Consider the following 22,139-nt stretch of genomic DNA (forward strand, 5'->3'; position numbering starts at 1 on the left):
GTATCTAATGTGTCTCATTTGAGATTGAGAGCCCAGGATGAAATGTGTCCTGCGACATGAATGGAGATGCCGGTGCGATTCCGGCCCTACACTTATTCCATTCCCCACCTCGTTTATGCGCCTTCGCGCTAGGCCGGCCTCAATCTCGAGCCACCAATTGAGTAAGCTTTTTGTGTGCCCGGTTGCCTGTTTGATGGGTTTTTTTGGTAATATTTGTGTGTAAGTTAAAAAAATGATTGACATTCTGAAAATTTCTCTGTTATTTTCATCGTTCACCCTGCTTGGGGTGGTAAAAATAATTTAAAGCTGGAGAGGTCGGGAAGTATGCCAACGATTAACCAACTGATTCGTATGGGCAGAGAGAATAAAAGGGACAAGTCGACAGCCCCTGCTCTGAAGTGTTGTCCGCAAAAGCGCGGCGTTTGCACGAGGGTCTATACTACTACCCCTAAAAAGCCGAACTCCGCTCTGCGTAAGGTTGCCAGGGTGAGGCTGACTAACGGGATTGAGGTTACCTCTTATATTCCGGGGGTTGGTCATAATCTGCAGGAACACTCCGTTGTTCTGATTCGCGGCGGCAGGGTCAAGGACCTTCCTGGTGTCCGCTATCATATCGTACGCGGCACGCTGGACTCGGTTGGTGTCAAGGGGCGCATGAAAAGTCGCTCCAAGTACGGCGCTAAGCGGCCGAAATAATTTAGCACTGATCTAGTTGAGGGGATTGATTTATGCCAAGAAGAAGAGAAGTTCCCAAAAGGGTCATTCTGCCTGATCCGAAGTTTCACGACAAGACGGTTGCCAAGCTGATCAATATCATGATGCTTGGTGGCAAGAAGAGTATAGCCGAATCGATTCTTTATGGTGCCTTGGATGTTGTGGCTCAAAAGGCAAATGAAGATGCTGTCAAGGTTCTTAAGAAGAGTCTTGATAATATAAAGCCGATGCTCGAGGTGAAGTCGCGCCGTGTTGGTGGCTCTACCTATCAGGTGCCAATCGAAGTTCGGCCCGATCGCCGTGTTTCGTTGGCGATGCGTTGGTTGATCAAGTATTCTACCGCCCGCAGCGAAAAGACGATGAAAGACAAAATTGCTGGCGAAATTCTTGATGCCTACAACAATCGCGGCGCCGCTGTCAAGAAGCGCGAGGATGTACACAAGATGGCCGAAGCCAACCGCGCCTTCGCCCATTATCGCTGGTAATTGTCTGATCAGTACTGGAGGAATTTGTGCCCCGTTTATCACCGCTTGAACAATACAGAAATATCGGAATCATGGCTCACATTGACGCCGGAAAAACGACGACGACTGAGCGTATTCTCTACTACACGGGTGTCTCGCACAAGATAGGCGAGGTTCATGACGGCACCGCCACCATGGACTGGATGGAGCAGGAGCAGGAGCGTGGTATTACCATTACTTCCGCTGCCACCACCTGTAACTGGCGTGACAGCCGTATCAATATTATTGACACCCCGGGTCACGTTGATTTCACTATCGAGGTTGAGCGTTCCCTTCGCGTGCTCGATGGTGCTGTGGCTGTGTTCTGCTCTGTCGGTGGTGTTGAGCCGCAGTCGGAGACTGTCTGGCGTCAGGCTGACAAATATGGCGTTCCCCGTATAGCGTTCATCAATAAGATGGACCGCATTGGCGCCGATTTTTTCCGCGGCGTACAGATGATCAAGGACCGTTTGAAGGCGAATCCGCTTCCCATTCAACTGCCTATCGGCAAAGAGGAGTATTTCAAAGGTGTCATCGATCTCGTGCGGATGAAGGGGATCGTCTGGGAAGATGAGTCGCTCGGCGCCAAATTCAACGAGATAGATATTCCGGCTGACTTGGTTGACGAGGCTAACGAATATCGCGAGAAGATGATTGAAGAGATCGCCAGCCACGATGATGCTTTGATGGAGAAGTATCTTGGCGGCGAAGAGTTGTCCGAAGACGAAATCATGGGTGCGATTCGTTCGTGCACCATTAACATCAAGATCTGTCCGGTAATCTGCGGTTCCTCCTTCAAAAACAAAGGTGTGCAGAACCTGCTGGATGCCGTTGTCGATTATATGCCTTCTCCTGTCGATATTCCCGCCATCAAGGGTGTCGATGTTGACAGTGGCGCTGAAATTGAGCGTAAGGCTTCTGATTCTGAGCCCTTCTCTGCCTTGGGGTTCAAGATCATGACCGACCCCTTTGTTGGCCAGCTGACCTTCTTCCGTGTGTACTCGGGTGTGGTCAATGCCGGCTCATATGTATATAACTCCACCAAGGGCAAGAAAGAGCGCATCGGCCGCATCCTGAAAATGCACGCAAACAAGCGTGAGGAAATCAAGGAAGTCTATGCTGGTGATATCGCCGCCGCTGTTGGTCTGAAGTATACCACTACCGGCGATACTCTTTGCGATGAAGACCATCAGGTCATTCTGGAGTCGATTGAATTTCCTGATCCGGTTATCGACATCGCCATTGAACCCAAGACCAAGGCAGACCAGGAGAAACTGGGACTCAGCCTGCAGAAGCTTGCCAGCGAGGACCCTTCTTTCCGCGTGAAGACCGATGTGGAAACCGGTCAGACCATCATCTCCGGTATGGGTGAACTACACCTCGAGATCATCGTCGATCGTCTGATGCGGGAATTCAAGGTGGAAGCAAACGTCGGCAAGCCTCAGGTTGCCTACCGTGAGACGATCACGAAGAAGGTCAAGGCAGAGGGCAAATTTGTTCGCCAGTCCGGCGGCCGTGGACAGTTCGGTCACGTGTGGCTCGAAATCGAACCACAGGAGCCTGGCAAGGGTTACGAATTCGTCGACGCCATCAAAGGCGGTGTCGTTCCTCGCGAGTACATTCCTGCAGTTGACAAGGGTATTCAGGAAGCTCTCGACAATGGTGTCATGGCAGGTTTCCCTGTCGTTGACCTCAAAGTAACTCTGATCGATGGTTCCTACCACGAAGTCGACTCTTCCGAGATGGCATTCAAGATTGCTGGCTCCATGGGCTTCAAGGAAGGCTGTCAGAAGGCTTCGCCCATTATCCTCGAGCCGATCATGTCTGTGGAAGTCGTTGTGCCTGAAGAATATATGGGAGATATCATCGGTGACCTCAACTCCCGCCGTGGCCGCATCATGGGTATGGATTCACGTGCCGGCGCACAAGTCGTCAGCGCCATGGTGCCCCTCGCATCAATGTTTGGTTACTCTACCGATATGCGGTCCGCTACTCAAGGGCGTGCTACCTACTCCATGACCTTTGACCACTACGAGCCGGTACCCAAATCGGTAGCTGAAGAAATCGTCGCAAAAGTAAAAGGTTAAGAAATAACCAGAATCAAGGAGGGCCTGTCATCATGGCGAAGGCTAAATTCGAGCGTACTAAACCTCATGTTAACATTGGCACGATCGGTCACGTAGACCACGGCAAGACCACTCTGACTGCAGCTATCACCAAGGTGCTTGCAGGCAAGGGTCAGGCCGAGTTCAAGGCCTTTGATCAAATCGACAACGCCCCTGAAGAGCGCGAGCGTGGTATCACCATTGCCACCGCCCACGTGGAATACGAAACCGACAAGCGTCACTATGCGCACGTCGACTGCCCCGGCCACGCCGACTACGTAAAGAACATGATCACCGGTGCTGCACAGATGGACGGCGCCATCCTGGTCGTGTCCGCCGCTGACGGCCCCATGCCGCAGACCCGCGAGCACATCCTGCTGGCCCGTCAGGTTGGTGTACCCTACATGGTCGTCTTCCTCAACAAGGCCGACATGGTTGATGACGCCGAACTGCTGGAGCTGGTAGAACTCGAAATCCGCGAGCTGCTCTCCAGCTACGACTTCCCCGGCGACGATATCCCCATCATCAAAGGTTCCGCTCTGCAGGGCCTCAACGGTGAAAAGGGCGAGCTGGCCGAGCCGGCCATCATGGCTCTGATGGACGCTGTCGACGCCTACATTCCGGATCCGGAGCGCGCCATCGACAAACCGTTCCTCATGCCGGTAGAAGACGTCTTCTCGATCTCCGGTCGTGGTACCGTGGCCACCGGTCGCGTTGAGCGCGGCATCGTCAAAGTTGGCGAAGAAGTTGAAATCGTCGGCATGAAAGCCACCGCGAAGACCACCGTCACCGGCGTTGAAATGTTCCGCAAACTGCTCGACGAAGGTCGTGCCGGCGACAACATCGGCGCACTGCTGCGCGGCGTCAAGCGTGAAGATATTGAGCGCGGCCAGGTACTTGCCAAGCCGGGTTCCATCACCCCGCACACCAAATTCAAGGCCGAAGCCTACATCCTCACCAAGGAAGAAGGCGGTCGCCACACCCCGTTCTTCAACGGCTATCGTCCGCAGTTCTACTTCCGTACAACTGACGTAACCGGTGTAGCAGAATTGCCTGCCGGCATCGAAATGGTTATGCCCGGCGACAACGTCGCCATGACCGTCAAACTGATCACCCCGATTGCCATGGACGAAGGTCTGCGTTTCGCCATCCGTGAAGGTGGCCGTACCGTTGGCGCCGGCGTCGTCAGCTCGATTGTTGAATAATAACGTTTACGAGGATATCAATGCAGAGCCAGAAGATCAGAATTCGCCTTAAGGCATACGACCATAAATTGTTGGATGTATCCGTCAACGAGATTGTTGATACCGCTAAGCGGACGGGAGCACGTGTTGCGGGGCCGATCCCGTTGCCGACCGTAATCAACAAGTACTGCGTACTGCGTGGGCCGCACGTTGATAAGAAATCGCGTGATCAGTTTGAAATTCGGACTCACAAAAGGCTTATTGATATTCTCGATCCGACGCAGCAGACGGTCGATGCGCTCATGAAGCTGGATCTGTCCGCTGGCGTCGATGTAGAAATCAAACTATAAGCACACTTTTTTCGAACAGGAACAGATATGAAAAAAGGCATCATTGGAAAAAAACTGGGTATGACCCAGATATTCACCGAAGACGGAACCTGTTTGCCCGTCACCGTAATTCAGGCTGGCCCCTGCGTGGTCACCCAGAAGAAGACCTCTGCCACCGACGGATACAATGCCATCCAGGTCGGCTTCCAGTCAATTAACGCTGCCGGTGCCAACAAACCGCAACTTGGCCACTGTACAAAGTCCGGCCAGGGTGTTTTCAGGCATCTGCGCGAGTTTAAATTCGAAAACTCTGCGGACCTTAACGTGGGCGATGCACTGAATGTCGATCAGTTTGCCGCAGGCGATTATGTCGATGTTACCGGAACCAGCATCGGTAAAGGTTTCCAGGGTGTTATCAAACGCTACAATTTTGCTGGCGGCCGGGCATCTCACGGTTCACGCTTCCATCGTGCGCCCGGTTCCATCGGTTGTTCGGCTACCCCTTCCCGTGTTTTCAAAAACAAAAAAATGCCGGGACAGATGGGTAATGCCAAAGTCACTGTTCAGCGACTGCAAGTAGTACGAGTGGATGCTGACCAGAACCTGCTCCTGATCAAGGGCGCCGTTCCGGGGCATCGTAACAATATCGTTCTCATCAAAAACAGCGTTAAAGCAATCAAGTAACCAAGCGGGAGTATTCGTATGCCTTCGATAGCAGTTTTCAATATGGACCGGCAGCAGGTAGGAGAGCTTACGCTGTCAGAAGAAATCTTCAACGCTGAGGTCAAAGAGCATTTGATGCATCTTGCTCTTCGCATTCAACTCGCGAATCGCCGCGCTGGAACAGTGAAGACGAAAAACCGGTCAGAAGTTGCAGGCAGTAACAAGAAGCCTTTCAAGCAAAAAGGCACCGGCAATGCTCGTCAAGGTAATATTCGCGCTCCGCAGTATCCCGGCGGCGGCGTAGCTTTTGGCCCCCAGCCCAAGGAATACAACCTGAGCATGAATAAAAAGGCCCGCAATGCCGCTCTGCGTTCGGCTCTGTCGTTCCAGTTCAAGAACGAGCGTATCACCGTGATGGATAAACTTGACTTTGATTCCATCTCCACCAAAGCTTTTGCAGGTTTCTTGAAGCGTTTCGACATTGAACGGTCTCTGATTATCACCGATAATTTTTCCAATAATCTTCAGCTTTCATGTCGCAACGTTCCGCATGTAAAGTTACTGAAATATGATGCTCTTAATATTCACGACATGCTCAAATACAAGAACATCATCATTACTCAGGGCGCGGTGCAATCCGTTGAAGGAGCGCTTCAGAAATGAATATTTACTCAGTGATCAAAAAGCCACATGTAACCGAAAAGACCTCACTTGGCAGCGATTCCACCAACACGGTTGCCGTTGTTGTTGATAAGGATGCCAACAAAATTGAGATCAAGCAGGCAGTTGAAACCTTGTTCAAAGTCAAGGTTGACGATGTCAGGACGGTAAATGTCGCTGGCAAAGTAAAACGGTTCGGACGTAATTTCGGTAAACAGTCAAACTGGAAAAAAGCCTACGTGACCCTCGCAGAGGGTCAGTCCTTAGATTTCTTTGAGGTTTAATCAATATTTTCGGGGTTCGCAATGGGAATCAAAAGTTATAAGCCAACATCGGCAGGCCGCAGACATCAGACCTGCTCGACTTTTGAAGAGATTACAACGTCTACGCCTGAAAAATCTCTTCTCATAAAACTGAAGAAGACTGGCGGCAGGAACTCGTATGGTCGGGTAACTTCGCGTCATCAGGGCGGTGGGCATAAACAGAAATATCGTATAATCGATTTTCGCCGCGACAAGCTGAGTATTCCGGCCAAAGTGGCCAGCATCGAGTACGATCCCTATCGTAGCGCACGCATTGCTCTCCTGCACTATGTCGATGGCGAGAAGCGTTATATCCTGGCACCTCTTGATCTCAATGTCGGTGATACCATTGTCAGTGGTCCCGAAGCCGATATCAAGCCGGGCAACGCACTTCCGCTGAAAGCCATTCCGCTCGGCACGATCATCCACAACGTGGAACTGAAGATCGGTAAAGGCGCCCAGCTCGCGAGAAGCGCTGGAACTTTCGCACAGCTCATGGCTAAAGAGGGGCGTTACTCTCAGGTTAAGTTGCCTTCAGGGGAAGTTCGGATGGTTTTGCAGGATTGCTACGCAACCATCGGCCAGGTAGGCAACCTTGATCATGAGAAGATCAACATCGGTAAAGCCGGCCGTTCCCGTTGGCTCGGCAAACGTCCTAAAGTTCGCGGTGTAGCCATGAACCCGGTCGACCATCCCCATGGCGGCGGTGAGGGACGTACCTCCGGCGGTCGTCATCCTGTTACTCCGTGGGGTATCCCCACCAAGGGTTACAAGACTCGTACCAACAAGTCTTCCGACCGCTTCATTGTGAAGAAGCGCAGCAAATAAACAGTGAGAGGCTGAAATCATGGCGCGTTCAATAAAAAAAGGTCCCTTTGTGGATCAGCACCTGATAAAAAAAGTTGAAACCGAAGGTCCCAGTTCCAAAAAAGTAATCAAGACCTGGTCGCGCCGCTCGACCATTACACCCGATTTCATCGGGCTCAGTCTGGCTGTCCATAATGGCCGCAAGTTTATTCCGGTATATGTCACTGAGAATATGGTTGGTCATAAACTGGGGGAGTTTGCTCCTACCCGGACTTTCCATGGTCATGCTGCTGATAAAAAGAGCAAAGTTAAGAAGTAGCTAAGGGAGCTTTAAATGGAATCCAGCGCAAAACTGACATCAATACGCCTATCTCCGCGCAAGACTCGACTTGTTGTCGATCTCGTCAGAGGTAAAGGTATTCAGGAGGCACTTAACACTCTTCGTTTTCTTCCGCAGCCTTCTGCAAAACTCATCAGCAAATTGCTGAAGTCTGCAGTTGCCAACGCGGAACAGAAGGGTGTTGCCGATGTAGACCGTCTTTTTGTAAAGACTATTTATGTCGATGGCGGGGCCGTGCTCAAACGCTTCTTGCCGAGAGCAATGGGCAGGGCGAGCAAGATCCGTAAACCGACTAGTCATATTAGCGTTACTCTTTCAGATTCTTCGAAATAGCTTTAATCCGTGGAGGTGTAGTTTTGGGACAAAAAATTAACCCGATAGGTTTCAGGCTTGGTGTCATTAAGACGTGGGACTCCAAATGGTATGCAGAAGCGGATTATGCGACTCTCTTGCATGAAGATCTCAAGATCCGGTCTTTTCTCAAGAAGCGTCTGTATAGCTCGGGCGTTTCCAAAATCGAGATCGAGCGCGCTGCCAATAAGACCAAGATCAATATATTCACTGCGAGACCCGGTCTCATAATCGGCAAAAAAGGCTCCGAGGTTGAAACAATCAAAAAAGAATTGTCCAGCCTCACCTCTAAAGAAATCTTCATCAACATCAATGAAGTGAGGAAGCCGGAACTCGACGCTCAGTTGGTTGCCGAAAACGTTGCCCTGCAGCTTGAGCGCAGGATCGCTTTCCGCCGTGCCATGAAAAAGAGCGTGACGTCGGCCCTGAAATTTGGCGCCAAAGGCATTCGGATCACCTGTTCCGGCCGTCTTGGCGGCGCTGAAATGTCCCGCACCGAGTGGTACCGTGAAGGACGGGTTCCTTTGCACACCCTGCGTGCCGATATTGATTACGGTTTTGCCGAAGCAAAGACGACCTATGGGCTGATTGGCGTAAAGGTGCTCATTTTCAAAGGTGAAATTCTTCCCGGTCAATAATCATATTTTGCAGAACAGGAGTAAGTTTCAATGTTAATGCCGAAGCGGGTTAAGCATAGAAAACAGATGAAAGGGCGTATGACCGGCAAACCGTGCCGCGGTATTACCCTTTCCTTCGGAGAGTATGGTATTCAAGCCACTGAGTGTGGTTGGCTGGATTCGCGTCAAATTGAAGCTGCCCGTATTGCCATGACTCGTTATATAAAGAGGGGTGGTAAGATCTGGATTCGTATTTTTCCTGATAAACCGCTTACGTCAAAACCGGCTGAGACCAGGATGGGTAAAGGCAAAGGTTCGCCCGACTCCTGGGTTGCCGTTGTCAAGCCCGGAACCATTCTCTATGAGATGGAGGGCGTTTCCGAAGAGATAGCTCGTGAGGCGCTCAGACTCGCAGCTCACAAACTGCCTATCTCTACCAAGTTTATCGCCAGGGGTGAAAGCAATGAAGCCTAATGAGCTGCGCAAATTGTCTGCCGAAGAACTGGCTGCAAAAAAGGGTGATCTTACCCAGGAACTCTTTAACCTCAAGTTCCAGTTGCATACCGGCAGACTCGAAAATTCCGCCAAGTTGAAAAACATCCGCCAGGATATAGCCAGAATCAATACAATTCTGACCGAGAACAAGGCATAGGGAGCACAACAGATGAGTGAACGCGGTCACAGAAGAACTCAGGTTGGTGTTGTAGTAAGCGATAAAATGAACAAGACTGTCGTCGTCAAGGTTGACCGTCTTGTCAAACATCCTGTCTACAATAAATATATTAAGCGCAGCGTGACTTACAAAGTCCACGATGAAAATAACAGCTGCAAGGTTGGCGATCGCGTTCAGATAATCGAGTGCCGCCCTTTGAGTAAAGACAAACGCTGGAACCTGAAGCAAATCAGTGAATAATGCATCTTTTAAGATAGGGGTATTGTGTAATGATACAGATGCAGTCAATATTGGATGTCGCCGATAACTCCGGCGCAAAGAAACTGTTCTGCATTAAGGTGCTTGGTGGTTCCAAGCGCAAGTATGCGGGAATCGGCGACATCATTGTTGCCTCGGTTCGTGAGGCTCTGCCGAATTCCAAGGTAAAAAAAGGCGATGTTGTAAAGGTTGTCATTGTTAGAACGGCCAAGGAACTGGGACGTCCGGATGGCTCTTACATCCGCTTCGACGACAATTCCGGGGTTGTCATCAACAACGCCAACGAGCCGGTCGGCACCCGTATCTTCGGCCCCGTTGCCAGAGAGCTGCGTGCTAAAAAGTTTATGAAAATTATTTCCCTCGCACCTGAAGTACTTTAATAGGAATCGGAGAGACATTGATGCAAGCCTCTAAATCTCACGTCAGTAAGGGTGAAACGGTAATGGTTATTGCCGGTAAGGAGAAGAACAAGACCGGTAAGATTGTTCAGCTTCTGCCCAAAAAAGATAGCGTCATCGTTGAAGGGCTGAATATTGTAAAGCGCCATGTGAAAGCCCGTGGCAACGAGCCAGGCGGGATCAAGGAGAAAGAAGCCGCGATCCACATCTCCAATGTTATGCCATACTGCTCAAAGTGCTCCAAACCCGTAAGAGCGCGGCGTGTTGTGCTGGAAAATGGCGAAAAACAGCGAACCTGCGCTAAATGCGGGAATGTTTTCGAGAAATAGGAGGAAGTATCAATGGCTCGTTTGAAGGAACTTTACCATAAAGAAGTAGCCCAGAAGCTTCAGAATGACTTTAACTACAAAAATGTCATGGAAGTCCCCAAGATCGTCAAAGTTGTCGTGAACATGGGATTGGGCGAGGCTATCCAGAATATAAAGATCCTGGATTCTGCGGCAGCCGAACTGAACGCCATCACTGGTCAGAAATCGGTGATCACCAAGGCCAAGAAATCCATCGCTACATTCAAACTTCGTCAGGGAATGCCGATCGGTTGCATGGTTACGTTGCGCCGTGACAGAATGTACGAATTCCTCGACCGCCTCATGAACGTCTCCCTTGCACGCGTACGTGACTTTAAAGGCGTTTCCGGCAAGGCCTTCGACGGAAAAGGCAACTACACCCTTGGTGTTAAAGAGCAGCTCATATTTCCCGAAATCAATTATGATACCGTTGACAAGATCAAGGGTATGAATATAACGATAGTTACCAGCGCCAAAACCGATGAAGAGGGCAAAGCGCTCCTTAAGTACCTGGGCATGCCGTTCAGGAACTAAGAATTCTGGAGGATTCCGTGGCAAAAGTTTCAATGATCATCAAATCCCAGCGTAAGCCTAAGTTTCAGGTTCAACAGCACAACCGTTGTACTGTTTGTGGCCGGCCCAAGGCATTTTATCGCAAGTTTAAAATGTGCAGGATTTGCCTTCGTAAATATGCCTCTACAGGCCAGATCCCCGGCGTGACCAAGTCTAGCTGGTAATCTACAACGATTGAAGAAATTGACAGGAGCACACATCGATGTCCATGACAGATCCAATCGCCGATATGTTGACCCGAATCAGGAATGCCAACATGGTGAAGCATCAGAAAGTTGATATTCCTTCTTCAACCTTGAAAGTTAACATTGCAACCGTCCTCAAGCAGGAAGGTTTCATCAAGAATTACAAGGTCATCTCCGATAATCTGCAGGGGGTCCTCAGGATCTACCTCAAGTACATTGACGAGAAAGACTCTGTAATTAATGAAATCAAGCGGGTCAGCAAGCCGGGCGGCCGGGTATATGTTAAATCCGAAGATATACCTGTTGTTAAAAGCGGCCTTGGTGTGGCGATTCTTTCCACCTCCAAGGGCATCATTACCGACAATGCCGCCCGTAAGGCAGGCGTTGGCGGCGAGATTCTCTGCACCGTCTGGTAATCAAGAATTCAAGGAGTAAGAAGCGATGTCGAGAATAGGTAAGCTTCCGATAGAGGTAATTAAGGGCGTAAAACTTGACTTCACAGATTCCGTTCTGACCGTTCAGGGCCCGAAGGGAAAGCTTTCGCGTCAAATTATGCCTTGTGTCAGCCTGAATATCTCTGACACATCGGTTACTGTCACAAGAAATGATGAAAACAACGCAACCCGTGCTGCTCACGGTTTGACGCGTACTCTCATCAATAACATGGTTGTCGGCGTCACCAAGGGTTTCCAGACCGATCTCGAAATCAACGGGGTAGGTTACCGTGCCGAAGTCAAGGGGAAAGAGCTTGTATTGAGCCTTGGATATTCTCACCCTGTCAATTTTTCCATTCCTGAAGGCATCGTCATTGAAGTGGACAAAATGACGAAGGTTTCGGTCAAAGGTTACGATAAGGAACTTGTCGGTCAAACGGCTGCCAAAATAAGATCTTTCCGTTCTCCTGAGCCTTACAAAGGCAAGGGAATTAAATATGCAGACGAGACTATCCTGAGAAAAGCCGGTAAAACCGGCAAGAAATAGTCTTTATAAGGAGATTGCTGTGGCCAAGACCGCCCTTAAAACAATTACCAGGCTCAAGCGACAGGTACGCGTGCGCAAGAAAGTCCGTGGCACTACCGAGCGTCCGCGCTTGAACGTTTTTAAAAGTGCGAAGCATATCTATGCACAGATTATCGACGATACTAACGGTGTGACTTTGGCAGCATATTCCACTCTGTCGTCTGATTCTGACGCTGCTACGGGGAATGTCTCAGCTGCCGTCAATGTTGGTCAGAACATTGCGCGACTGTCGATTGAAAAAGGCATTACTTCTGTGGTTTTCGACCGCAACGGTTTTCTGTACCACGGCAGGATCAAGGCACTGGCAGACGCAGCCCGCGAAGCCGGGCTTCTTTTCTAAGTATTAGGGGAGGTTTTCATTGAGCAGAGTAAATCCAGCAGACTTGAATCTTACTGATCGCGTTGTGCACATCAGCCGCGTTGCAAAAGTTGTAAAAGGCGGCCGACGCTTCAGTTTTTCCGCTCTGATCGTTGTAGGTGATGGGAACGGCTATGTAGGATATGGCCTGGGCAAGGCAAACGAAGTCCCCGAGGCCATCCGCAAAGGCGTTGAACAGGCCAAGAAAAATCTTATCAAGGTTCCTGTCAATCAAAACCAGACGATTCCATTCGAAATCGAGGGCAAATTTGGGGCCGGACGACTGCTTATGAAGCCTGCGTCAGCTGGTACCGGTGTTATTGCCGGTGGCGCCGCCCGTGCTATCTTTGAGGCAGCCGGCATCAACAACATTTTGTCCAAGTGCCTCGGCTCGAACAATCCGCACAACGTTGTCAAAGCTGCATTTGCTGGCCTTCAACGACTCAAATCTCCGGATGAAATGATCGCACGCCGCGGTTTGACTGAATAATTATTGAGGTGAAGTTGCTATGAGTGCCAAACTGCAGATAACGCTCCACAAGAGCACCATCGGTAAACCGAAAAAACATCGCGCTATTGTCGCCGGTCTTGGACTTACCAAGCTTAACCAGACAGTGGAACTTGCAGACACCCCGGAAGTTCGGGGAATGATAGCGAAAATCAGCCACATGGTCCTAATCAAGTAAAGAAGGTGGATATAATGGATTTGAATACACTCAAGCCCGCCCTGGGGTCAACAAAACAAGGAAAGCGTATTGGTCGCGGTCCCGGTTCAGGTCACGGTAAAACCGCCGCCAAGGGCCACAAAGGGCAGAAGGCCCGTTCCGGCGGAAGTATCAAGGCTGGATTTGAGGGAGGGCAGATGCCTCTCCAGCGCCGACTCCCCAAACGGGGGTTCACACCTCTCGATCGCGTTGAATACTCTCTGGTCAATCTTAAGCAGCTTGAGGTATTTGAGGCCGGTTCGGTTGTCGATGCTGCAGCTCTTGCTGAACGTGGCCTGATCAAGTGTGCCTGCGCGAATGTCAAGATTCTCGGAGATGGCGATCTTGCCAAATCCCTTAAAGTGTCCGCTACTAAATTCAGCCAATCCGCCAAGGAGAAGATCATTGCCGCCGGCGGAACGGTCGAGGAGAAAGCCTAGTGCTCGACGCACTTAAGAACATCTTCAAGATTCCTGAACTTAAGAAGCGTGTGCTGTTTTCTTTGGGTATGCTTGCGGTGTACCGTATTGGATGCCATATCCCGACTCCCGGTATTGATCGGATCGCCTTGGCCACTTTTTTCAAGCAGGCCCAAGGCACCCTACTTGGGCTGTTCGACATGTTCTCCGGTGGTGCGCTTGAGCGTTTGACCGTCTTTGCTCTCGGTATCATGCCCTACATTTCGTCGTCCATTATCTTTCAATTATTGACTGTCGTTGTTCCTGCCGTCGAGAAGCTCTCCAAGGAGGGTGAATCCGGCCGTAAAAAAATTATTCAGTACACCCGCTACGGCACTGTTGTTCTGAGCTTGGTGCAGGGCCTCGGTATTGCGATCGGCCTCGAGAGTATGCGCGGTCCTGCAGGGGAACTGGTGGTGCCTTCCCCTGGCTGGTCATTCCGTTTTATGACGGTTTTGACTTTGACAGCCGGCACTGCCTTCATTATGTGGCTTGGTGAGCAAATGTCCGAGAAGGGAATCGGCAACGGTATCTCCCTGATAATCTTTGCGGGCATTGTGGCGCGTATTCCCACTGCTTTGGGCAACACGGGAAGACTTCTGAATGCCGGACAGATCTCACTGTTCGTGATCATCTTCGTAGTTGCCCTGATGTTTGCCGTCATCGCAGGGGTCGTATTCGTTGAGCGCGGCCAGCGGCGTCTGCCCATACACTATGCAAAGCGCGTGGTCGGGTTGAAGACGTTCAATGCCCAGTCGTCCCACCTGCCGCTTAAGGTCAATATGGCTGGAGTCATTCCTCCGATCTTTGCTTCATCCATCATTATGTTTCCGGCAACGATCGCCAATTTCATCGACATACCCTGGGTCCAAAAGGCTGCCAAAAGTCTCACCCCGGGTAACTGGATTTACAACATATTTTTTGTTGCCTTCATAGTGTTTTTCTGTTACTTCTATACGGCTGTGACTTTCAACCCTGTTGATGTCGCTGAAAACATTAAAAAGCATGGCGGCTATATCCCCGGCATCAGGCCCGGTAAAGAAACCTCTGATTTTATGGATAGCGTTCTTACCCGACTTACATTTGCGGGTGCGATCTATATTTCTTTGGTTTGTGTTTTACCGTCCATTCTCATTGGAAAATTCAACCTGCCTTTCTATTTCGGCGGCACTGCGTTGCTTATCGCGGTTGGTGTCGGGATGGATACCGTTGCCCAGATAGAGTCCCATTTGATTACCCGTAACTATGAAGGGTTTTTGAAGGGTGTCAGAATCAGGGGGAGAAAGTAGTGAACCTGATACTGTTTGGACCTCCAGGGGCGGGAAAGGGTACTCAGGCGCAGTACATTGTCGAGCGGTTCGGACTGCCTCAGATTTCCACGGGCGATATGTTGCGTGCTGCGGTCAAGGCGCAGACTCCTCTGGGGCTCAAGGCGAAAACCATTATGGACGCAGGTGGGCTGGTGTCCGACGAGCTCGTGCTGGGCATAGTGTCTGAGCGTCTCGCTCAGCCGGATTGCGTCAACGGTTTTATTCTCGATGGTTTTCCTCGAACGATACCTCAGGCCGATGCGCTGGTGGATGTTCTTTCCGGTATGGGTAAGTCGATTGATCATGTTATCTCTCTTGAGGTTGACACTGACGAAATCGTTCAGCGGCTTTCTGGTCGCCGTACCTGTTCCGCTTGCGGTAAGGGTTATCATGTGGTCAATGCTCCTTCACGCGCGGACGGTTTTTGCGATGTCTGCGGAAGTGCCCTGCTTCAGCGCGACGATGATCGCGAGGATACGGTCAAGCACCGGTTGGCGGTTTATGACCAGCAAACCGCTCCATTGAAAAAATACTACGAGCAGTCCGGTGTTCTGCGGAGTATTACTGGCACTGGTGCGGTAGAGGAAATTCAGCGGCAGATCGTTGCGATACTGGAAGGGTAGCTGTGATCATCCTTAAGTCTCCGCGAGAGATTGAGCGGATGCGGGTCGCATGCAGGATGGTTGCGGAGATACTTGAGCTTCTCAAGAGTCGGGTAAAGCCGGGAATTACAACAAGCGAGCTGGAAGCTTTTGCGAATGACGAGGCCCGTAAACGTAAGGCGAAGCCTGCATTCAAGGGTTACTGCAACTATCCGAGCGCTCTCTGCTGTTCTCCGAACGAGCAGGTAGTGCATGGGTTGCCCACCGTGGAGCCGCTTAAAGATGGTGATATCCTCAGCCTTGATTTTGGTATCTTGTATGATGATTTCTATGGTGACGCGGCAGTAACGTTGCCGGTTGGCGCTGTTGACCCTGCTGTTACGGCGCTTTTGAAAGCAACTGAGGAATCACTTTACGAAGGTATCGCCAAGGCGTTGCCCGATGGTAGGCTTTTTGATATCTCTCATGCCATTCAGGTCTATGTTGAAAGGCGGGGTTATTCAGTCGTTCGTGATTTTGTAGGGCATGGGATCGGCAGGTCTCTGCACGAAGATCCCCAGGTACCCAACTACGGACATGCTGGCAAGGGAGTCAGGCTCAAGCCCGGGATGGTTTTGGCAATCGAGCCGATGATCAACCAGTATTCATACGAAGTGAAGACATTGGATGATGGTTGGACGGTGGTTACGAATGATGGTGGTTTATCCGCTCATTTTGAACATACTGTCGCCATTACTGAAAGCGGACCGGATATTCTGACGCGATTAACAAGTGTATAGGGGATTTATATGAAAGTGAGAGCATCTGTTAAGAAGATCTGCGACAAATGTAAAATCATCAAGCGCAAGGGTGTTGTCCGCGTTATCTGCGATATTCCGAAGCATTCCCAGCGTCAGGGATGAAGTAACTAAAGGAGGACGTTCAATTGGCACGAATTGCTGGTATTGACCTACCAAAGAATAAGCGGATAGTAATTGCCTTGACCTATATCTACGGCATTGGCAACTCAACGGCGGAATCCATTCTTGCTGCGGCAAAGATTGATCCCGATACACGCACCGACAAGCTGACTGAGGCCGAAGTTACGCGTCTCCGTGACGAAATCGACCGCAATGTCAAAGTCGAAGGTGATCTTCGTCGTGAAATTTCCATGAATATCAAGCGGCTCATGGATCTTGGCTGTTACCGCGGACTTCGTCACAGAAAAGGGCTTCCTGTCAGGGGACAGCGCACCAAGACGAATGCCCGTACCCGTAAAGGTCCAGCCCGTACTGTTGCCGGCAAGAAGAAATAATCCCATTAGCCTTGGAGAGTCAGAATGGCAAGCCCCGCTAAAAAAGTTGTCCGCAAGAAGAAGGAACGGAAAAATATCACTAATGGTGTTGCCCATATACAGGCTACATTCAACAACACCATTATTACTATTACCGACCCGGTTGGGAACGTCGTCGCCTGGTCGACATCCGGCGCAAAGGGCTTCAAAGGGTCTCGTAAGAGTACTCCCTTTGCCGCTCAGATCGCTGCCGAGGACTGTGCCAAAAAGGCTCAGGAACACGGCATGAGAAACGTCGAAGTGTACGTCAAAGGCCCGGGATCTGGACGTGAATCTGCCCTGAGGGCGCTTCAGGCTGCCGGATTCAGCATCAGCTTCATCAAGGATGTAACGCCCATCCCGCATAACGGGTGCCGGCCGCCCAAAAGAAGAAGAGTCTAAACTAAGAATTACCATTTTCAAGGAGGTTTTCATTGGCTCGTTATACAGGACCTTCGTGCCGTCTGTGCAGAAGAGAAAACATGGAATTGTTTTTGAAAGGGGACCGGTGTTACACCGACAAGTGTGCTATCAAGCGCCGTAACTATCCCCCCGGACAACATGGTCAGGGACGTTCCAAAACCTCTGCTTACGGTGTGCAGTTGCGTGAAAAGCAAAAGGTCAGACGCATCTACGGCCTTTTGGAAAAGCAGTTCCGTGGCTATTTTGCTGAAGCTGACCGGATGAAGGGTGTTACAGGTGAAAACCTGCTGTCCCTTCTTGAGAGACGTCTTGACAATGTCGTTTATCGTCTCGGATTTGCTTCTTCGCGTACTGAATCGCGCCAGCTGGTTCGCCATGGTCACTTTACTCTGAACGGCAGGAGAGTCGACATTCCTTCCATTCAGCTCAAAGTCGGCGATGTTATCGCTCTGCGTGATAAAAGCACCAAAATCGCCGTCATAAATGATGCTCTGGAAGCAGTTGTCCGTCGCGGCATACCTCAGTGGCTCGAACTCGATCGGGAAGGGTACAAGGGATCCCTCAAAGGGCTGCCTGTACGTGAGGATATCACCACTCCGATCCAGGAACAGCTTGTCGTCGAACTCTACTCCAAGTAGTAGATTTTACTGAATTCTGCCCGTAACATCCAGGACCGGATGATTTTCTCCGGAGGAGGTTGTAATGTATAAAAACTGGCGCGATCTTATCAGGCCGAAACAGCTTCAGGTTGAGAAAGAATCGCTTTCAGATACGTACGGAAAATTTTACGCGGAGCCCTTTGAGCGTGGTTTCGGCACCACTCTGGGAAATTCTCTCAGAAGAATTCTGCTCTCCTCCTTGCAGGGTGCAGCAATCACTTCGTTGCGGATCAAGGGCGTTCTGCACGAATTCTCTGCAATTCAAGGCGTCACAGAAGATGTAACCGATATCATTCTGAATCTGAAGGGCGTACGCCTCAAACTTCACTCGGCTGAGCAGGCTACGATTCGCGTAGTACACAAAGGTGAGGGTGTGGTGAAGGCGGGCGACTTCATTTCCGGTCACAACGTCGAAATCATGAATCCTGATCATCATGTCGCCACCTGCGGCAAGGATGCTCACTTCGAAATGGATATGACCGTCAGAATGGGCAAGGGATACGTGTCCGCCGATCGCAATCGCGATGAGAAGGCTCCGGTTGGAACCATCCCCATCGATGCCATCTACTCTCCCATTAAAAAGGTGAATTTCACCGTTTCTAACGCTCGTGTAGGTCAGATGACCGACTACGACAAACTGACTCTGGAAGTCTGGACCGATGGGAGCGCCAAGCCGGAGGATGCTGTTGCATATGCGGCAAAAATCATGAAAGAGCAGCTGACAATCTTCATCAATTTCGATGAGGAGTCAGAGCCGCATCAGCTCGAAGAGTCCCAGGAAGAGATCGACAAGATTAACGAGAACCTCTACCGTACTGTCGAGGAACTCGAGCTCTCCGTCCGGTCCGCCAACTGCCTCAAGAATGCCGGCATCAAATTCATCGGCGAACTTGTTTCCAAAACCGAAGCGGAAATGTTGAAGACACAGAACTTTGGTCGCAAGTCTCTGAACGAAATTAAAGATATTCTCTGTGACATGGGGCTCACCTTTGGCATGAAGCTCGAGACATTCCCGGATCCGGAGATATTACGCCGCCTGCGTGGCGAACAGAAAGAAGAAGAGTAATACCTCCGACCGTTATTTGCTTCAGAAAGGAACTCCGTTATGCGTCACAATAAGGCTGGCAGACGTCTTGGCAGAAAAACAAGCCATCGCGAAGCGATGTTCAGAAACATGGTGACTTCGCTCCTGAGCCATGAAAAAATTACCACTACCGATGCCAAGGCAAAAGAAATTCGGTCCGTGGCCGAAAAGATGATAACCCTCGGCAAGCGCGGTGACCTGCACGCCATGCGTCTGGCAGCTTCTTACATCCGCGAGAAGTCGGTGGTGACCAAGCTGTTCAGCACCATTGCTCCCCGCTACAAAGAGCGTTCCGGCGGATATACCCGCATCATCAAGCTCGGCATACGCCAGGGTGACACTGCACCGGTTTCCATGATTGAGCTCGTCGAAGAGGAATTTACTCCGAAAGCACCCAAGCAGAAGCCTCTCAAGACCGTGACCAAGACCGCTGCTCCTGCTGCTGTCGAAGAAGTCGTTCCTGCAGTGCTTCCCGAGGATGCTGCTCCTGCGTGTGAGGCAAGTGCAGACTGATTGATCCAGCTGTACGACGTACCATGCTGATACACGAAAAAGGCGAGGAATTTTCCCCGCCTTTTTTTATTCACTCATTGGCTGTCTGCGAATCAGGTGATGAGATCAACCACCAGTCCCTTGATGCCTATGACCTTTGCCGTAATTGCCATTCGATCCCGGTGTTCGTTGACGATCAGATTATACAGCTTGTCGGCTTCCTTATCTATGACGGTTATGACTTCGTAGTAGCGCGGATTCTGCGGCGTTCCCCCCACCTTCTCAAGCCGATATGCTTCGGCGCTGATCCGCTTTGCCAGACGACTTAATAGATTGCGAAACTTCTGAAAATTGTTCAGGTTCGGCTCTTTCTCCAATTGGTCTCCGGCCTGCTCGATATCGCGCCGTAATTCCTCGACCTCCTGGGTGTAAGAACTCGCTTCCACTTCCTGTTTGCTCAGTTCCGATGCAAAAATCGATGAAGCTCCGTTTTTGAGGGCGGGTGCAGTTTTTGCTGTTGATCCGATGTCGCTGAATACCTTCTCTTTGATGCGCATATGAGGTCGTCTCCGGGGGCTCGATATCGGGCTACCCTACCATAGGGATAGGGTTGTTATCAATTGATGCAAAAATGCTACAATCACATTTGCATCACATGCCGCATATGATATGCTTCTTGCGACGAAAGTCCACCACAATGAGAGGAGGCACAGTATGCCGGATTTACTCGAAAAGATTGTGATGACTGTCATTGGAACGGCCGCTATTACCCAAAAAAAGGCGGATGAACTGATCGCCGAGATACGGGACCGATACAAGCTGAGTGAAGAGGAGGGGAAGATTTTCGTCGAACGGTTGCAGACGCTGGCCCAGGAGAGCAGGAACAAGGTCCGCGACATGTCCGAGAGCGAAATCAGGAAGACCATCGATCGCCTGGGGTTGGTATCCCGTGAGGAATTCGATCGCCTTGCCGCGCGCGTTCAACTTCTTGAAAACAAGTTCGAAGGACCATGTTCTCCTTCCTGAAATTGCCAGGTAACCTGCGCAGCATCCGCCGATACGTAAATATCGTGCGGGTTCTGAGTTCCTATGGATTCGACCATTTCCTCGAAATGCTGGGACTGGCCGATCTGGCCGCCAGGAGCAGGAGGCTTTTCCAGAGGGAGCGGGCGGCGATCAGACGTTTGTCCGCAGCAGAACGCATGCGCCTTGCGCTTGAAGAACTCGGGCCGACCTTCATAAAGCTGGGGCAGATTCTTTCCACCCGACCGGATGTGCTGCCTCCGGCGTTTATCAGTGAATTCGAGAAGCTTCAGGACAATGTGCCGAGTTTCTCTTTCGAAGAGGCCAAAAAACAGATCGAGAACGAGCTTGGCGGACCGGTCGGAGATTTTTTTTCCTCCATTGAGCCGACTGCCCTGGCTGCCGCATCCATTGCCCAGGTGCATCGGGCTACTCTGAAGACGGGTGAGGCGGTCGTTGTAAAGGTTCGCCGCCCCGGCGTGCTGGAACTAGTGGAATCCGATATCAGCGCCCTGATGGGGCTTGCTCATCTGGCGGAACGGCATATACCCAACAGCGAGGTCTATGATCCGGTCGGCATTGTGCGGGAATTTTCCCGTACTATCCGCCGTGAAATGGATTTTTCCCGTGAAGGCCACACCATCGAAAAATTCCGGGATAATCTCGCTGCTGCAGATGGCCTGTATTTCCCCAGGATTTACTGGGCCCAGACTGCCCGCGGGGTTCTCACGCTTGAATATGTTGAAGGGCTCAAGGTCTCCGACTTATCCGCGCTCGACTGTGGCGGTTATGATCGGAAACTGATAGCGCGCAGAGGAGCGGATGCCTTCCTGGAAATGGTGCTTAACCATGGATTTTTCCACGGCGATCCGCATCCCGGCAATGTCCTGATCATGCCCGGCAATGTGGTCTGTCTGCTCGATTATGGCATCGTCGGCCGACTGGACGACGAACTTCGGAACTTTTTGAGCGACATGCTCTTTGCGATAGTGCAGCGCGACATCGATGAGGTAGTGTCACTGCTGTTTTTTGCCGGCGATATTCCCGATACCCTCAATATGCGTGCCTTGAAACATGATCTTCTGAACTTCATTGACGGATATTACGAGATTCCGCTTCAGGAGATCGAGGTAGGGCGTATGTTGATGGAATTCATCGAAATCATATCTCTTAACAGAATCCGCATTCAGCCTGATTTCATGCTGCTTGCCAAATCGCTGGTGGTCGTTGAGGGGATGGGGCGCAACCTCGATCCGGAGTTCAATATGATCGACCACCTCCGCCCCTTCATGGAAAAGGCCAGGCTACAAAAATACTCGGCGAAGCGCATTACCAAGGACGTCAACGCTCTGTTGCTCTCCTACCTGAACCTGGCCCGGAATCTGCCGCGCGATCTGCAGGAGATCGTCAACCGTATAAATCGCAACAAGTTCAAGATCGACCTGGAACATCGCGGTCTGGACCGCTTCACCACCGACTTCGATCGCTCCGTGAACCGCCTTTCCTCCAGTCTTATTCTGGCGGCGCTCATCATTGGCTCCTCGATCATCATGCAGACCGACAAGGGGCCGCAACTACTGGGATTCCCCATGTGGGCATTCCTAGGCTATACGGCAGCTGCGGTCATCGGACTCTGGCTGGTGTATGGCATCATTCGTTCCGGGAGGCTCTGATGCTGCCTGGAT

Annotated in this window: 37 protein-coding genes; 36 read left to right on the plus strand and 1 reads right to left on the minus strand. The window is 50.9% G+C overall.

The window, feature by feature from the left end; all coding sequences use genetic code 11:
• Nucleotides 1–324: 324 nt before the first annotated feature.
• The 34 genes from rpsL (at nucleotide 325) to rplQ (ending at nucleotide 19,452) form a co-directional block, all read left to right on the plus strand.
• Nucleotides 325–696: a 30S ribosomal protein S12 gene (gene rpsL, locus GSVR_RS06810; RefSeq protein ID WP_173197011.1), complete on the plus strand. Its 372-nt coding sequence runs from the start codon at nucleotides 325–327 to the stop codon at nucleotides 694–696.
• Nucleotides 697–728: 32 nt separating this feature from the next.
• Nucleotides 729–1,199 (plus strand): 30S ribosomal protein S7, encoded by a 471-nt coding sequence (rpsG, locus tag GSVR_RS06815; protein WP_173197013.1) that lies wholly within the window; start codon nucleotides 729–731, stop codon nucleotides 1,197–1,199.
• 26 nt (nucleotides 1,200–1,225) lie between these two features.
• Complete coding sequence (gene fusA, locus GSVR_RS06820; RefSeq protein ID WP_173197015.1) at nucleotides 1,226–3,304, plus strand: elongation factor G; 2,079 nt, start codon at nucleotides 1,226–1,228, stop codon at nucleotides 3,302–3,304.
• A gap of 32 nt (nucleotides 3,305–3,336) precedes the next feature.
• Nucleotides 3,337–4,527, plus strand: coding sequence for an elongation factor Tu (gene tuf, locus GSVR_RS06825; protein WP_173196990.1), 1,191 nt, complete (start codon nucleotides 3,337–3,339; stop codon nucleotides 4,525–4,527).
• Nucleotides 4,528–4,547: 20 nt separating this feature from the next.
• Nucleotides 4,548–4,856, plus strand: coding sequence for a 30S ribosomal protein S10 (gene rpsJ, locus GSVR_RS06830; RefSeq protein WP_173197017.1), 309 nt, complete (start codon nucleotides 4,548–4,550; stop codon nucleotides 4,854–4,856).
• 27 nt (nucleotides 4,857–4,883) lie between these two features.
• Nucleotides 4,884–5,519: a 50S ribosomal protein L3 gene (rplC, locus tag GSVR_RS06835; RefSeq protein WP_173197019.1), complete on the plus strand. Its 636-nt coding sequence runs from the start codon at nucleotides 4,884–4,886 to the stop codon at nucleotides 5,517–5,519.
• 18 nt (nucleotides 5,520–5,537) lie between these two features.
• Nucleotides 5,538–6,161: a 50S ribosomal protein L4 gene (gene rplD / locus GSVR_RS06840; protein ID WP_173197021.1), complete on the plus strand. Its 624-nt coding sequence runs from the start codon at nucleotides 5,538–5,540 to the stop codon at nucleotides 6,159–6,161.
• Nucleotides 6,158–6,442, plus strand: a complete 285-nt coding sequence (gene rplW, locus GSVR_RS06845; protein ID WP_173197022.1) for a 50S ribosomal protein L23 — start codon at nucleotides 6,158–6,160, stop codon at nucleotides 6,440–6,442. Before rplD ends, rplW begins: the two co-directional genes overlap by 4 nt.
• Before the next feature lie 21 nt (nucleotides 6,443–6,463).
• Complete coding sequence (rplB, locus tag GSVR_RS06850; protein WP_173197024.1) at nucleotides 6,464–7,288, plus strand: 50S ribosomal protein L2; 825 nt, start codon at nucleotides 6,464–6,466, stop codon at nucleotides 7,286–7,288.
• Nucleotides 7,289–7,307: 19 nt separating this feature from the next.
• Entirely contained in the window at nucleotides 7,308–7,586 is a 279-nt protein-coding gene (gene rpsS / locus GSVR_RS06855) for a 30S ribosomal protein S19 (protein WP_173197026.1), read from the plus strand.
• Nucleotides 7,587–7,601: 15 nt separating this feature from the next.
• Nucleotides 7,602–7,940: a 50S ribosomal protein L22 gene (rplV, locus tag GSVR_RS06860; RefSeq protein ID WP_173197035.1), complete on the plus strand. Its 339-nt coding sequence runs from the start codon at nucleotides 7,602–7,604 to the stop codon at nucleotides 7,938–7,940.
• Nucleotides 7,941–7,963: 23 nt separating this feature from the next.
• Nucleotides 7,964–8,596, plus strand: coding sequence for a 30S ribosomal protein S3 (rpsC, locus tag GSVR_RS06865; protein ID WP_173197037.1), 633 nt, complete (start codon nucleotides 7,964–7,966; stop codon nucleotides 8,594–8,596).
• 30 nt (nucleotides 8,597–8,626) lie between these two features.
• On the plus strand, nucleotides 8,627–9,049 hold the full coding sequence (rplP, locus tag GSVR_RS06870; RefSeq protein WP_173197039.1) for a 50S ribosomal protein L16: 423 nt from the start codon (nucleotides 8,627–8,629) through the stop codon (nucleotides 9,047–9,049).
• On the plus strand, nucleotides 9,039–9,227 hold the full coding sequence (rpmC, locus tag GSVR_RS06875; RefSeq protein WP_173197041.1) for a 50S ribosomal protein L29: 189 nt from the start codon (nucleotides 9,039–9,041) through the stop codon (nucleotides 9,225–9,227). Before rplP ends, rpmC begins: the two co-directional genes overlap by 11 nt.
• 12 nt (nucleotides 9,228–9,239) lie before the next feature.
• Entirely contained in the window at nucleotides 9,240–9,488 is a 249-nt protein-coding gene (gene rpsQ / locus GSVR_RS06880) for a 30S ribosomal protein S17 (protein ID WP_173197043.1), read from the plus strand.
• A gap of 29 nt (nucleotides 9,489–9,517) precedes the next feature.
• A complete protein-coding gene (gene rplN, locus GSVR_RS06885; RefSeq protein ID WP_173197045.1) occupies nucleotides 9,518–9,886 on the plus strand; it encodes a 50S ribosomal protein L14 in 369 nt (122 codons plus the stop codon).
• Nucleotides 9,887–9,906: 20 nt separating this feature from the next.
• Nucleotides 9,907–10,233, plus strand: a complete 327-nt coding sequence (rplX, locus tag GSVR_RS06890) for a 50S ribosomal protein L24 (protein WP_173197047.1) — start codon at nucleotides 9,907–9,909, stop codon at nucleotides 10,231–10,233.
• Nucleotides 10,234–10,245: 12 nt separating this feature from the next.
• Nucleotides 10,246–10,785: a 50S ribosomal protein L5 gene (gene rplE / locus GSVR_RS06895; protein WP_173197049.1), complete on the plus strand. Its 540-nt coding sequence runs from the start codon at nucleotides 10,246–10,248 to the stop codon at nucleotides 10,783–10,785.
• 17 nt (nucleotides 10,786–10,802) lie between these two features.
• A complete protein-coding gene (locus GSVR_RS06900) occupies nucleotides 10,803–10,988 on the plus strand; it encodes a type Z 30S ribosomal protein S14 (RefSeq protein ID WP_173197057.1) in 186 nt (61 codons plus the stop codon).
• A gap of 38 nt (nucleotides 10,989–11,026) precedes the next feature.
• Nucleotides 11,027–11,425, plus strand: a complete 399-nt coding sequence (gene rpsH / locus GSVR_RS06905; RefSeq protein ID WP_173197059.1) for a 30S ribosomal protein S8 — start codon at nucleotides 11,027–11,029, stop codon at nucleotides 11,423–11,425.
• 25 nt (nucleotides 11,426–11,450) lie between these two features.
• Complete coding sequence (gene rplF, locus GSVR_RS06910) at nucleotides 11,451–11,990, plus strand: 50S ribosomal protein L6 (protein WP_173197061.1); 540 nt, start codon at nucleotides 11,451–11,453, stop codon at nucleotides 11,988–11,990.
• A gap of 19 nt (nucleotides 11,991–12,009) precedes the next feature.
• A complete protein-coding gene (gene rplR / locus GSVR_RS06915; protein ID WP_173197062.1) occupies nucleotides 12,010–12,369 on the plus strand; it encodes a 50S ribosomal protein L18 in 360 nt (119 codons plus the stop codon).
• A gap of 19 nt (nucleotides 12,370–12,388) precedes the next feature.
• Entirely contained in the window at nucleotides 12,389–12,877 is a 489-nt protein-coding gene (gene rpsE / locus GSVR_RS06920; RefSeq protein ID WP_173197064.1) for a 30S ribosomal protein S5, read from the plus strand.
• Between the two features lie 19 nt (nucleotides 12,878–12,896).
• Nucleotides 12,897–13,073: a 50S ribosomal protein L30 gene (gene rpmD / locus GSVR_RS06925; RefSeq protein ID WP_173197066.1), complete on the plus strand. Its 177-nt coding sequence runs from the start codon at nucleotides 12,897–12,899 to the stop codon at nucleotides 13,071–13,073.
• A gap of 14 nt (nucleotides 13,074–13,087) precedes the next feature.
• Entirely contained in the window at nucleotides 13,088–13,531 is a 444-nt protein-coding gene (gene rplO, locus GSVR_RS06930; RefSeq protein ID WP_173197068.1) for a 50S ribosomal protein L15, read from the plus strand.
• Nucleotides 13,531–14,838: a preprotein translocase subunit SecY gene (gene secY / locus GSVR_RS06935; protein ID WP_173197070.1), complete on the plus strand. Its 1,308-nt coding sequence runs from the start codon at nucleotides 13,531–13,533 to the stop codon at nucleotides 14,836–14,838. The genes rplO and secY overlap by 1 nt, the downstream gene beginning before the upstream one ends.
• Entirely contained in the window at nucleotides 14,838–15,482 is a 645-nt protein-coding gene (locus tag GSVR_RS06940; protein WP_173197072.1) for an adenylate kinase, read from the plus strand. The genes secY and GSVR_RS06940 overlap by 1 nt, the downstream gene beginning before the upstream one ends.
• Nucleotides 15,483–15,484: 2 nt before the next feature.
• Complete coding sequence (gene map / locus GSVR_RS06945) at nucleotides 15,485–16,240, plus strand: type I methionyl aminopeptidase (RefSeq protein ID WP_173197074.1); 756 nt, start codon at nucleotides 15,485–15,487, stop codon at nucleotides 16,238–16,240.
• Nucleotides 16,241–16,249: 9 nt separating this feature from the next.
• Nucleotides 16,250–16,363 carry a 50S ribosomal protein L36 gene (rpmJ, locus tag GSVR_RS06950; protein ID WP_173197078.1) on the plus strand — a complete coding sequence of 38 codons (114 nt, stop codon included), beginning with the start codon at nucleotides 16,250–16,252 and terminating at the stop codon, nucleotides 16,361–16,363.
• Nucleotides 16,364–16,386: 23 nt separating this feature from the next.
• The gene (gene rpsM, locus GSVR_RS06955) at nucleotides 16,387–16,755 is read left to right on the plus strand and encodes a 30S ribosomal protein S13 (RefSeq protein ID WP_173197080.1); all 369 of its coding nucleotides are present in this window, start codon (nucleotides 16,387–16,389) and stop codon (nucleotides 16,753–16,755) included.
• Nucleotides 16,756–16,779: 24 nt separating this feature from the next.
• Complete coding sequence (gene rpsK / locus GSVR_RS06960; protein WP_173197082.1) at nucleotides 16,780–17,175, plus strand: 30S ribosomal protein S11; 396 nt, start codon at nucleotides 16,780–16,782, stop codon at nucleotides 17,173–17,175.
• A 32-nt stretch (nucleotides 17,176–17,207) separates the two neighbouring features.
• Complete coding sequence (rpsD, locus tag GSVR_RS06965) at nucleotides 17,208–17,834, plus strand: 30S ribosomal protein S4 (protein ID WP_173197091.1); 627 nt, start codon at nucleotides 17,208–17,210, stop codon at nucleotides 17,832–17,834.
• Between the two features lie 64 nt (nucleotides 17,835–17,898).
• Nucleotides 17,899–18,921, plus strand: a complete 1,023-nt coding sequence (locus GSVR_RS06970; protein WP_173197092.1) for a DNA-directed RNA polymerase subunit alpha — start codon at nucleotides 17,899–17,901, stop codon at nucleotides 18,919–18,921.
• Nucleotides 18,922–18,960: 39 nt separating this feature from the next.
• Complete coding sequence (gene rplQ / locus GSVR_RS06975; RefSeq protein WP_173197094.1) at nucleotides 18,961–19,452, plus strand: 50S ribosomal protein L17; 492 nt, start codon at nucleotides 18,961–18,963, stop codon at nucleotides 19,450–19,452.
• A gap of 92 nt (nucleotides 19,453–19,544) precedes the next feature.
• Here rplQ and GSVR_RS06980 read toward each other — a convergent pair whose 3' ends face one another.
• On the minus strand, nucleotides 19,545–19,988 hold the full coding sequence (locus GSVR_RS06980; protein ID WP_173197096.1) for a YaaR family protein: 444 nt from the start codon (nucleotides 19,986–19,988) through the stop codon (nucleotides 19,545–19,547).
• Between the two features lie 157 nt (nucleotides 19,989–20,145).
• On the opposite strand from GSVR_RS06980, the gene GSVR_RS06985 reads away from it, so the two are divergent.
• Both GSVR_RS06985 and GSVR_RS06990 read left to right on the plus strand, forming a co-directional pair.
• Nucleotides 20,146–20,457, plus strand: coding sequence for a phasin family protein (locus GSVR_RS06985; RefSeq protein WP_173197098.1), 312 nt, complete (start codon nucleotides 20,146–20,148; stop codon nucleotides 20,455–20,457).
• Entirely contained in the window at nucleotides 20,442–22,127 is a 1,686-nt protein-coding gene (locus GSVR_RS06990) for an AarF/ABC1/UbiB kinase family protein (protein WP_173197100.1), read from the plus strand. The genes GSVR_RS06985 and GSVR_RS06990 overlap by 16 nt, the downstream gene beginning before the upstream one ends.
• Nucleotides 22,128–22,139 lie beyond the last annotated feature (12 nt).

Origin of the sequence: Geobacter sp. SVR (assembly GCF_016865365.1) — a bacterium.
GTDB lineage: Bacteria > Desulfobacterota > Desulfuromonadia > Geobacterales > Pseudopelobacteraceae > Pelotalea.